Annotated in this window: 10 protein-coding genes; 5 read left to right on the forward strand and 5 right to left on the reverse strand. The window is 68.8% G+C overall.

Annotated features, from left to right (window positions below):
- Positions 1 to 29: 29 nt before the first annotated feature.
- Entirely contained in the window at positions 30 to 2,636 is a 2,607-nt protein-coding gene (gene clpB / locus AC6LJ5_RS28655; protein ID WP_103275223.1) for an ATP-dependent chaperone ClpB, read from the reverse strand.
- A gap of 139 nt (positions 2,637 to 2,775) precedes the next feature.
- Between clpB and AC6LJ5_RS28660 the strand changes: the two genes are divergently transcribed.
- The 4 genes from AC6LJ5_RS28660 (at position 2,776) to AC6LJ5_RS28675 (ending at position 6,708) form a co-directional block, all read left to right on the forward strand.
- Positions 2,776 to 3,249, forward strand: coding sequence for a gamma-glutamylcyclotransferase family protein (locus AC6LJ5_RS28660; protein ID WP_103275224.1), 474 nt, complete (start codon positions 2,776 to 2,778; stop codon positions 3,247 to 3,249).
- A gap of 96 nt (positions 3,250 to 3,345) precedes the next feature.
- Positions 3,346 to 4,074, forward strand: coding sequence for a fumarate/nitrate reduction transcriptional regulator Fnr (gene fnr / locus AC6LJ5_RS28665; protein WP_392409927.1), 729 nt, complete (start codon positions 3,346 to 3,348; stop codon positions 4,072 to 4,074).
- A gap of 8 nt (positions 4,075 to 4,082) precedes the next feature.
- Positions 4,083 to 5,237 carry a hypothetical protein gene (locus AC6LJ5_RS28670; RefSeq protein ID WP_498142286.1) on the forward strand — a complete coding sequence of 385 codons (1,155 nt, stop codon included), beginning with the start codon at positions 4,083 to 4,085 and terminating at the stop codon, positions 5,235 to 5,237.
- Between the two features lie 169 nt (positions 5,238 to 5,406).
- Positions 5,407 to 6,708, forward strand: a complete 1,302-nt coding sequence (locus AC6LJ5_RS28675) for an MFS transporter (RefSeq protein WP_103275226.1) — start codon at positions 5,407 to 5,409, stop codon at positions 6,706 to 6,708.
- Positions 6,709 to 6,783: 75 nt separating this feature from the next.
- On the opposite strand, the gene AC6LJ5_RS28680 is transcribed toward AC6LJ5_RS28675, so the two are convergent.
- From AC6LJ5_RS28680 to AC6LJ5_RS28690, 3 genes are all read right to left on the reverse strand, one after another.
- Complete coding sequence (locus AC6LJ5_RS28680; protein ID WP_103275227.1) at positions 6,784 to 7,119, reverse strand: 2Fe-2S iron-sulfur cluster-binding protein; 336 nt, start codon at positions 7,117 to 7,119, stop codon at positions 6,784 to 6,786.
- A gap of 19 nt (positions 7,120 to 7,138) precedes the next feature.
- Positions 7,139 to 7,729, reverse strand: coding sequence for an NUDIX domain-containing protein (locus AC6LJ5_RS28685; RefSeq protein WP_498142287.1), 591 nt, complete (start codon positions 7,727 to 7,729; stop codon positions 7,139 to 7,141).
- Between the two features lie 116 nt (positions 7,730 to 7,845).
- Positions 7,846 to 8,865 carry a zinc-dependent alcohol dehydrogenase family protein gene (locus AC6LJ5_RS28690; protein WP_498142288.1) on the reverse strand — a complete coding sequence of 340 codons (1,020 nt, stop codon included), beginning with the start codon at positions 8,863 to 8,865 and terminating at the stop codon, positions 7,846 to 7,848.
- 142 nt (positions 8,866 to 9,007) lie between these two features.
- On the opposite strand from AC6LJ5_RS28690, the gene AC6LJ5_RS28695 reads away from it, so the two are divergent.
- On the forward strand, positions 9,008 to 9,928 hold the full coding sequence (locus tag AC6LJ5_RS28695; RefSeq protein WP_498142289.1) for a LysR substrate-binding domain-containing protein: 921 nt from the start codon (positions 9,008 to 9,010) through the stop codon (positions 9,926 to 9,928).
- A gap of 76 nt (positions 9,929 to 10,004) precedes the next feature.
- Here the strand turns inward: AC6LJ5_RS28695 and AC6LJ5_RS28700 are convergent, their stop codons facing one another.
- Positions 10,005 to 11,258 carry an Hsp70 family protein gene (locus tag AC6LJ5_RS28700; RefSeq protein WP_103275231.1) on the reverse strand — a complete coding sequence of 418 codons (1,254 nt, stop codon included), beginning with the start codon at positions 11,256 to 11,258 and terminating at the stop codon, positions 10,005 to 10,007.
- Between the last annotated feature and the right edge of the window lie 74 nt (positions 11,259 to 11,332).

Here is an 11,332-nt window from a genome sequence, read left to right on the forward strand (position 1 = left end):
CGGCAGGCTCCCGCCGCGCACGGCCCCGCTTACTGCAAAGTGCGCGTGAAGACGAACTTGCCGTCCTGCCAGTCCACCGGCACCACGTCGCGCGGACCGAACTGGCCTTCCAGGATCAGCCTGGCCACCGGGTTCTCGATCTGCTGCTGGATCGCGCGCTTGAGCGGCCGCGCGCCGAACACCGGATCGAAGCCCGAACGCGCCAGCTCGGCCAGCGCGGCCTCGGTCACTTCCAGCCGCATCTCCTGCCGTTCCAGGCGCTCGCCCAGGCGGCGCAGCTGGATGCGGGCGATGGACTCGATGTGCTGCGCTTCCAGGCCGTGGAACACCACCACCTCGTCGATGCGGTTCAGGAACTCGGGCCGCAGCGTCTGCTTGAGCTCGTCCCACACCACTTCCTTGACCACCTCGTAGGGCTTGCCGGCCAGGCTCTGGATGTGATGCGAGCCCAGGTTCGAGGTCATCACGATGACGGTGTTGCGGAAGTCCACCGTGCGGCCCTGGCCATCGGTAAGGCGACCGTCGTCCAGCACCTGCAGCAGCACGTTGAAGACGTCCGGATGGGCCTTTTCCACTTCGTCCAGCAGCACCACGCTGTAGGGCTTGCGGCGCACGGCCTCGGTCAGGTAGCCGCCCTCTTCATAGCCCACGTAGCCCGGAGGCGCGCCGATCAGCCGCGCCACCGAGTGCTTTTCCATGAACTCGCTCATGTCGATGCGGATCATGTGCTCTTCGGAGTCGAACAGGAACTCGGCCAGCGCGCGCGTCAGCTCGGTCTTGCCCACGCCCGTGGGGCCCAGGAACAGGAACGAGCCATAGGGCCGCGACGGATCCGCCAGGCCGGCGCGCGAACGCCGGATGGCGTCGGACACCAGGCGCACGGCCTCGTCCTGGCCCACCACGCGCTTGTGCAGGTATTCCTCCATGTGCAGCAGCTTCTCGCGTTCGCCCTGCATCATCTTGGACACCGGGATGCCGGTGGCGCGCGACACGACCTCGGCGATTTCCTCGGCGCCGACGCGGGTGCGCAACAGGCGCGGCCGGCCCTCATCGCCCTCGGCCTCGGTGGCGGCCTCGGCCGCGCCGATCTCGGCGGCCTTCAGGCGCGCCTCCAGGTCGGGCAGCTTGCCGTACTGCAGCTCGGCCAGCTTGTCGAACTGGCCCTTGCGCTGCAGCTCGGCCATCTCGGCGCGCACGCCGTCGATCTCTTCCTTGATGGCCTGCGTGCCCTGCACGGCGGCCTTTTCAGCCTTCCAGATTTCCTCGAAGTCGTTGTACTCGCGTTGCAGCTTTTCGAGCTCGTCCTCGATCACGCCCAGGCGGCGCTTGGAGGCATCGTCGGTCTCCTTCTTGACGGCCTCGCGCTCGATCTTGAGCTGGATGATGCGGCGGTCGAGCTTGTCCATCACTTCCGGCTTGGAATCGATTTCCATGCGGATGCGCGCGCCGGCCTCGTCGATCAGGTCGATGGCCTTGTCGGGCAGGAAGCGGTCGGTGATGTAGCGGTGCGACAGCTCGGCCGCGGCCACGATGGCCGGGTCGGTGATCTCGACGCCGTGGTGGATCTCGTAGCGTTCCTGCAGGCCGCGCAGGATGGCGATGGTCGATTCCACGTCGGGTTCGTCGACCAGCACCTTCTGGAAGCGGCGCTCCAGCGCGGCGTCCTTCTCGATGTACTTGCGGTATTCGTCCAGCGTGGTCGCGCCGATGCAATGCAGCTCGCCGCGCGCCAGCGCGGGCTTGAGCATGTTGCCGGCGTCCATCGCGCCCTCGGCCTTGCCGGCGCCGACCATGGTGTGCAACTCGTCGATGAAAACGATGTTGCTGCCATCGTCCTGCGCCAGTTCCTTCAGCACGGCTTTCAGGCGCTCTTCGAATTCGCCGCGGAACTTGGCGCCGGCCAGCAGCGCGGCCAGGTCCAGCGACAGCACGCGCTTGCCGCGCAGCGTCTCGGGCACTTCGTCGTTGACGATGCGCTGCGCCAGGCCTTCGACGATGGCGGTCTTGCCGACGCCGGGTTCGCCGATCAGCACGGGATTGTTCTTGGTGCGGCGCTGCAGGATCTGGATGGTGCGGCGGATCTCGTCGTCGCGACCGATCACCGGATCGAGCTTGCCCTGGCGGGCGCGCTCGGTCAGGTCCATCGTGTACTTGGACAGGGCCTCGCGGTTGGACTCGCCCTCTGCGGCGGACACCGACTCGCCGCCGCGCACGGCGTCGATGGCGGCTTCCAGCGCCTTCTTCTGCAGGCCGGCTTCCTGCAGGATGCGGCCGGCCGGGCCTTTGTCGTCGGCCAGCGCCAGCAGGAACAACTCGCTGGCGATGTAGGTGTCGCCCCGGCGCGCGGCTTCCTTGTCGGTGCGCGTCAGCACGCCCTGCAGCTCGCGGCCGACCTGGACGTTGTCATCGCCCTGCACCTGAGGCAGGGACTTGAGCGCCTGCTCGATGGCCGGCTGCAACCGGTTCACGGCGACGCCGGCGCGCGCCAGCAGGCTACCGGCCCCGCTGTCGGGATCGGACAGCAGCGCGGACAGCACATGTATGGGCTCAATGTAGGGATGATCGTTGCGGGCGGCCAGGCTCTGGGCGTCCGCCAATGCCTGTTGGAACTTGGTGGTAAGTTTGTCGAATCGCATAGTGGTCGTTTGGCTTGTTGAGGAGCCTGACCGATGCATCGCCGGCTGGCTCGATGACCTGAATATGCGGCCGGGACGGGGAATTTCAATACCCTGCCGGCCTTGCGGACTCTATCGACGTGCGGCAACCTGAGGAATCATGAGCATATACGTTTTTGTCTACGGCACGCTACGCGCGGGCGAGATCAACGACCTGGAGCGGACCGCCTCCGACCGTGGACTGCCGGCGGTACGGCGGGTCGGCGCGGCCAGCGTGCCGGGCCGGCTGGTCGACTTCGGCGCCTGGCCCGGCCTGATTCCCGTGGCTGACGGGCGTCGCGTCCTAGGAGATATCTATCAGGTCGAGCCGGCCCATATCCAATTGATGGACGAGATCGAGGACTACCATCCCGGCCGGCCCGGCTGCTTCCTGCGCCGCGACGTGCTGGCGCGCCTCGCGCAGCCGGGCCCGGACGGCGCGGAGCTGCCCTGTCAGTACTACCCGATAGATCCCGCGCGGCGTGGCGCCGCCAGCGACATCGCGGCCGTCGATCACGTCACGGACTGGGTCGTTTACCGCCACGCGGGGAACGCTCGCGCGGCGTCCCTGTCCAAGGACGCCGCGAGCGCGTAAGACACCCGTAGTAACAACGGACTACAATACCAATTGTCATCACGCTTCATGCCCGCATCGGCTACCCGCCGCTCGACGGGCGCTATAGAGGTCAATATGCAAAAAAGGGTCCCCGTAGCCCCAGATGCCGCCCATTGCTCCACGTGTATGCTGGGACACGTGTGCGTGCCCGTGGGCATGGCAGCCGCCGAAGTAGAAAAGCTGGACGAACTGGTGAAGGAACGCGTGCGCCTTGAAAAGGGCAAGACGCTGTACTCGCTGGATCACCCCCTCGACGCGGTCTATGGCGTGCGCTTCGGCAGCCTGAAGACGCAGCTCGAAGACGCGACTGGCCAGATCCAGATCACCGGTTTCCACCTGCCCGGCGAGATCGTCGGCATGGACGGCATGCTCGAGGGCAAGCACGTGTCGGCCGCCGTCGCCCTGGAAGACTCCGAAGTCTGCGTCATTCGCCTAAATGAAGTCGACCGCGTCGCCGCCCACCTGCCCTCGCTGCAGCAGCAGTTCCGCCGTCTGATGAGCCGCGAGATCACGCGTTCGCACCAGATGCTGGCCTCGCTGGGCTCGATGCGCTCCGAGCAGCGCCTGGCGGCTTTCCTGCTGAACCTGTCGCAGCGCTACGCCTCGCTGGGCTATTCGTCCACCGAATTCGTGCTGCGCATGAGCCGCGAGGAAATCGGCAACTACCTGGGCCTGACGCTGGAAACGGTGAGCCGGCTGTTCTCGCGCTTCGCGCGCGATGGGCTGATCCGCATCAACCAGCGCGAAGTCCGCATCCTCGACCAGCCCGCGCTCAAGCAGCTGCTGGGCCAAGAAAGCTGCTGAAGCCGCCCATGCGCCGCGCGCGCGCCTTCCTGCCGGCCGCCAGCCTGATGCTGGCGGCGCGGGCGGCCCCGCTGACGGCCGCCGCGCAGACGCCACTGCCCGACCCCTACGACTACGACGAATCCGCCCCCGCGCCCAAAGCGGCCAAGCCGACGCGCTGGCAGACCGTCGAGCTGGGCAAGCCGGGCCATCGCTACAAGATCCCGGTCTACGCCAACCGCCCGCTGGGCAAGGGCGAACTGGCCGACATCAAGCAGGTGGTGGTGGTGATCCACGGCGTCAAGCGCGACGCCGACCGCTATTACGAATACGTGACCGACCTGCTGGAACGCAATCCGGAGCGCGCGCGCGACACACTGGTGCTGGCGCCGCGTTTTTCCGGTTCCATCGATTCCGGTTTCGCCGGCATGGCGGCATGGCGCAAGGCCAGCTGGGAAGAAGGCGAGGACAGCGTGCAGGCCGCCGGCCGGCCGGCGCCGGTCAGCTCGTTCCAGGTTCTGGATGACCTGCTGCGCAGCCTGGACGACCGCCAGCGCCTGCCCGCGCTGGCCGGCATCGTGCTGGCCGGCCATTCCGGCGGCGCGCAGCTGGTGCAACGCTACGCCGTGCTGAACAACGTCGACGGCCCGCTGCGCCGCGACGGGCTGGCGCTGCGCTACGTGATCGCCAATCCCTCTTCTTACCTGTACCTGACCAACGAGCGGCCACGCCCGGACGGCAAGGGCTACGCGCCCTACGAACGCGGCATCTGCCCCACCTACAACCAGTACAAGTACGGCACCGACAAGCTGCCCGCCTACGCGCGCGGCCAGGAGGAATCCCGGCTGTTCGTGCGCTACGCGGCGCGCGACGTCACCTACCTGCTAGGCGGCGCCGACAACAACCCCGAGCACCGGCTGCTGGACAAGACCTGCGGCGCCGAAGCCCAGGGCTCCACGCGACTGGCGCGCGGCACCGCCTACCTGCAATACGAGTTCCTGCTCGCGTCGCGCGGCGGCAAGCCGGTCACGCTGCACCGCGCCGGCTACGAAGTGCGCGGCGTGGGCCACGACGGCAAGAACATGTTCGGCTCGGAATGCGGCGCCCAGGCCCTGCTGGGCGAAGGCGCGCGCGGGACGGACAAGGCCGCGCCCTGCGAGCCGATCAAGCCGCGCGGCAAGTAGCGCCCGCCAGGCACCGTCCAGGGCGCCCTCCAATCATGACAGCAAGCTGAACGATGGCGCGGCGGCGCGTGCAATTTCGCGCGGCCGGGAGCAATATAGGGACATGCTGGCGGCGGCGCGCTTGCGGCCACGCCGGCGTTTCCCATTCCGGCAAGCAGCAAGGACCGCCATGACGCACACGCATCTGGATGTCGCCGACGCGAAGCGCCGCATCAAGGCCATTTTCGTCGGCTCCATGGGCAACCTGGTCGAGTGGTACGACTTCTACGCCTACACCGCCTTCGCGCTGTACTTCGCCCCCGCCTTCTTCCCCTCGCACGATCCCGTCGTCCAGCAGCTCAATGCCGCCACGCTGTTCGCGGCCGGCTTCATCGTGCGGCCGCTGGGCGGCTGGCTGTTCGGGCATATCGCGGACCGGCACGGCCGGCGGCTGTCGCTGATGGTGTCGGTGGGCATGATGTGCGTGGGCTCGCTGATCATCGCACTCACGCCCACCTACGCTTCCATCGGCCTGGCCGCGCCGGCGCTGCTGGCGCTGGCGCGCGTGATCGAGGGGCTGAGCCTGGGCGGGGAATACGGCGCCAGCGCCACCTACCTGACCGAGATCGCCGACGCCGAGCACCGCGGCTTCTATTCCAGCTTCCAGTATGTGACGCTGATCGGCGGCCAGCTCAGCGCGATCCTGGTGCTGTTGCTGCTGCAGAACGTGTTCCTGACTCACCAGCAGCTGGTGGATTGGGGCTGGCGCATCCCCTTCGTGATCGGCGCGCTGCTTGCCATCGTGACCGCCTTCATGCGGCGCGACATGCCCGAGACCGACTCCTACAAGGCCGCCAGCAAGACCCAGCCGCGCACCAGTTCGCTGCGCGGCCTGCTGAAGTACCCGCGCGAGGTGGCCATCGTGGTGGGCCTGACGGCGGGCGGCACGGCGGCCTTCTACACCTTCACCACCTACATGCAGACCTTCGTCCGGCAGACGGCGGGGTTCTCTGACATCGTCACCACCTATGTGATCGCCGCCTCGCTGATCTTCGCGCTGATCCTGCAGCCGCTGTATGGCGCGCTGTCCGACCGCATCGGGCGCAAGCCCTTGCTGGTGTTCTTCGGCGTCGCGGGCGCGCTGCTGACCGTGCCCATCCTGTACACGCTGGCGCAGACGCGCTCGCCCTTCATCGCCTTCCTGCTGATCTGCGGCGCCTGGGTCTTCACGGCCGGCTACACCTCGATCAACGCCGTGGTGAAGGCCGAGCTGTTCCCGACCAACATCCGCGCCACCGGCGTGGCCGTGCCGTATGCGGTGACCGTGTCGATCTTCGGCGGCACGGCGCCCGCCATCGCCCTGTGGTTCAAGCAGCAGGGGCATGAGCAATGGTTCTATTACTACCTGGCCGGCGTGATCTTCCTGTCGCTGCTGGTGTATGCGACCATGCGCGACACGCGCCGCGAATCGGCCATGCACCGACATGAATAGCGGCAGCGGGCGCGAGCGGGCCTGACGCGGGCGGCCCGCCGCAATAGGCCCGCGCCACACGCCGGCATGCGCCGGCTAGCGTCGCGCTCCGGTCAGCGCCCGCTCGGGCGCGGGCGCGGGCGGCTCCAGCGGCGCGGCCTGCAAGGACTGGATCTCCAGCGCCGTGACGGCATGCGCCACGCAGGGCAGGATCCAGCCCTCTTCCTTCTCGTCGCGCGACAGGCCCGGCCATTCGATGCGGTAGCGGATCTCGCCCTCCAGCATGAGGCACATGCAGGCGCGGCAGGTGCCGTTGCGGCAGGAGCTGGGCAGCTTGATGCCGCCGGCCTGCGCGGCCAGCAGCAGCGGCGTGTCCTCGTCGGCATCGAAACGCAGGCCCGAGGGCTGGATCAGGACCGGATGCGAGGGCATGGCGGAAGGCGACGCAGTCTCAGCCGGCCGCGTCGTCGCGCCAGTCCAGCCGCCAGGCGCCGGACAACACGTTCTGCAGCCACAGCGTGCAGGTCAGGGTCTTGGCGTCCGTCACTTCTCCCCGGGCGCAGGCCTCATACAGCTCGGACGGCTGGGCGCTGATCACGTCCAGGAACTCGTCCTGGTCCAGCTGCCTCGGCCCGGCGCGCAGGCCGCGCGCGAAGAAGATGTGGATGATCTCGGTGGAATAGGCGATCGCCAGGTGCAGCGCGCCGGCGTGGGCCCATTGCACGGCGGTATAGCCGGTTTCCTCCAGCAGCTCGCGCTTGCCGCAGGCCAGCGGATCCTCGCCCGGGTCCAGCTTGCCGGCGGGAAACTCCGTCATGACGCGGCCGATGGGATAGCGGAACTGCCGCTCCAGCAGCACCCGGCCGTCATCGAGCAGCGGGATCACCACCACGGCGCCGGGATGCACCACGTATTCGCGCGTGGAGGTGTTGCCGTTGGGCAGGCGGACGGTGTCGTTGCGGATCTTCAGGAAGCGGCCGTCATAGGCCGCCACGCTGGAAACCAGCTCTTCGTGCAGATGGGATTCGGGTTTGGTCGTCATGGCGCGTGCGGATGGCGGCCGGGAGGGCGGCGGCCTGCGCCGTCCGCCCGGCAGGAGTGCATGAGCTTACCATCGCGCCGCGACGGTCCCGCGGGGCCGCGCGCCCGGCCCCGCGCCTACGGCGCTACCCGGATCACCACCTTGCCGAAATGGCTGCCGGACGCCAGGTGCGCGAAGGCGGCCGGCGCCTCGTCGAAGCCAAAGACCCGGTCGATCGCGGGCTTGATGCCGGCGACCGAGACGAAACGGGCCAGGTCCTCCAGCATCTTGCGGCTGCCCACGAAAATGCCTTCCAGGCGCTTGGCGCCGCCGATCAGCGCCAGCGGCGCCACCGGCGTCGCGCCAAAGCCGCTGACGCCGCCGATCATGGATACCGTGCCGCCCATGCGCACGGCGGCCACCGAGCGCTCCAGCGTGCCCTGCCCGCCCACTTCCACCACGACGTGCGCTCCGTCGCCGTCCGTCTGGCGCAGCGCTTCGACCTGCCATTCGGGCGTCTCGCGGTAATTGATCAGCACATCCGCGCCCAGTTCGCGCGCCTGTTCCAGCTTGCGGTTGCTGGACGAGGTGACGATGGCCCGCAGGCCGGCGGCCTTGGCCAGCTGCAACCCCCAGATCGACACGCCGCCCGTGCCCAGCAGCAGCGCCGTCTGGCCCGCCTGCGCGCGGCCGCCGACGAACAGGGCGTTCCACGCAGTCACCGCCGCGCAGGGCAAGGTCGCGGCCTCTTCGTCCGACAGACCCGCCGGCGTGGCGACCAGCCCGTGTTCGGCATAGACGGCTTCCTCGGCCAGCACGCCATCGGTGGCCGCGCCCGGCGCCAGCGCGGTCTTGGCCGGCGTGGGCTCGCCATCGACCCAGTCTGGCATGAAGGCGCCCATGACACGGTCGCCCACGCGGAAACGCGTGACGCGCTCGCCCACGGCGGCGACCACGCCAGCCATGTCGGAGGCGGGGATCACGGGCGCGCCGCTGCCCTTCAGGTAAATGCCGTCCGCGACCATCAGGTCGCGGAAGTTCAGGGACACGGCGTGAACGCGCACGCGCACGTCGTACGGGCCGAGCGCTTTCGATTCCAGCGTGACGCGCTTGAGCGATTCGATGCCCTTGCCGCCGGTGACGTGATAGGCCTGCATGATGAGATTCCTTGCGATACGTAATGGAAGGCGCGCCGTGCCGGCGTCGCCCGGTATCGCTAAGATATAGGGGAATAGATATCCCTAGTGGCGCATTTTTTTCCTTTCAATGATTCCCGAAAGGCACCAATCAAGGATTGTCATGAATACCCGCAATGTCCACGACCGGCTCAACGGCATCGAAGCCTTCGTGCAGGCGGCCGAGGCCGGCAGCTTCGCGCTGGCGGCCGAGCGCCTGCGCCTGACACGCTCGGCCGTCGGCAAGTCCATCGCGCGGCTGGAGGCCCGGCTGGGCGTGCGGCTGTTCCACCGCACCACGCGCCAGCAAAGCCTGACCGACGACGGCCAGGCCTATTACGACCGCTGCGTGCGCGCGCTGGCCGAGCTGCAGGCGGCCGAGGCGGAGCTGGACAGCGGCCGCCGCGAGCCGCAGGGCCGCCTGCGCGTCACCGCGCCGCTGGTGTTCGGCCGGCATTGCGTCGCGCCGGTGCTGCGCGAGCTGGCGGGCCGCTATCCACAGCTGGAGGTCGACATCTCGTTCAGCGACCGCGTGGTGGACCTGATCGACGAAGGCTATGACCTGGGCATCCGCGTCGGCGACCTGCCGGACAGTTCCAGCCTCGCGGCCCGCCGGCTGGGCCTGCAGACCATGGGCATCGGCGCGTCGCCCGCCTATATCGCCGCGCACGGCCGTCCCGTCACGGCGCAGGAGATGCAGGCGCACGCCGGCATCATCTATGCGCGCGGCGGCCAGGACAAGGCCTGGACGATGCAGGACGAGGATGGCCGCGCGACACAGTTGCGCCTGCGGCCCAGCCTGCGCCTGGACGACCTGCAGGCCATCGCCGACGCGGCCATCGCCGGCGCCGGCCTGGCCTGGCTGCCCTGCTGGATGCTGGCGCGCTATGTCGGCACGGGAGAGCTGGAAGTGCTGATGCACGGCGACCAGCTGGCCGCCCATGAGGTGCACGCGGTCTGGCCGCAGGCGCGCCACCTGCCCTCCAAGACCCGCGCCGCGATCGACGCGCTGGCCGCGCGCGTGCCTGCGATGCTGGCGCCGTAGCGGGGACGGCCTCGCGCGTACCCGCGCGGATCAGGGGGCAGAGAAGCCGGCGAGACCGGCGCGCCGAATACCTCGTTCAGCCGAACTTGCGCAACGCGTCCAGCGCCAGGCCGGCGCCGATGCTGCCGAACAGGTCGCCCTCGACGCTGCGCGCGCCGGGCACCAGCGCCGACACGCTTTCGCGCAGCCGGGGCACGCGACTGGAGCCGCCGGTGAAGAACACGGTGTCCACGTCCGCCGCCGCCACGCCGGCGTCGCGCAGCAGCGCGCCGACGGTGGTTTCCACCTTTTCGATCAGCCGGCCGACACAGGCGTCGAAGGACGGCCGCGTCACATCCACGGCCAGCCCCGCGCCGACGCGCGACAGGTCGATGCGGGCCTCGGGCGCTTCCGACAGCGCGATCTTGGCCTCTTCCACCTGCACCGCCACCCAGTGGCCGGCGCGCTCCTTGACCAGATTCAGCAGCAGGTCGATCTTGGCGCGGTCGCCGGCCTCGGCGCGGATGTAGGCGAAGTGCTCGGCGGCCTTGCGGGTATACGCCTGGTTGATGGTGTGCCAGCAGGCCAGATTGCCGTACTGCGTGGACGGCACGTCCTTGCCGCTGCGCAGCTGGCTGCCCAGGCCCAGCAGCGGCATGACGTGGGCCAGGCTCAGCTGCTTGTCGAAGTCCGCGCCGCCGATGTGCACGCCGCCGTAGGCCAGGATGTCCTCGCGGCGATCGGCCTTGCCGGCGCGGCCGGGGCCCAGGCGGATCAACGAGAAGTCGGAGGTGCCGCCGCCGATGTCGATGACCAGCACCAGCTCCTCGCGGTCGATCTGCGATTCATAGTCGAAAGCCGCGGCCAGCGGTTCGAACTGGAACTCGATGTCGGTGAAGCCGACCTGGCGGGCGATCTCGCCCAAAGTGTCCTGCGCGGTCTGGTCGGCGGCCGGATCGTCGTCCACGAAGAATACCGGGCGACCGAGCACCACGCGCTGGAAATCGCGGCCGGCGGCGGTCTCGGCGCGGCGCTTGAGTTCGGCGATGAAGCGCGTGAGCAGCACGCGGAACGGAATCGAACGGCCCTGGACCTCGGTCGAGCCGTCGATCAGCGAGCTGCCCAGCAGGCTCTTCATCGAGCGCATCAGGCGCCCGTCGTAGCCGGCCAGATAGTCGGCGATGGCGCCCCGGCCATAGCTGACCTCGTTGTCTTCGTCATGGAAGAAGATGGCCGACGGCAGGGTGGGCTTGCCGTCCTCGAGCGACAGCAGCGCGTGCTGGCCGGGGCGGCTCCAGCCCACGGTGGAATTGGACGTGCCGAAGTCGACGCCGCATGCGGAGGAAATCATGGAATTCAAAGGCTTGGGGGCAAAACGGCGCACAAGTGTACCCTGCCCGCGCCGGATCGCTCCCTGCCCGCCCC

Source organism: Achromobacter sp. 1011791174, from assembly GCF_059760925.1.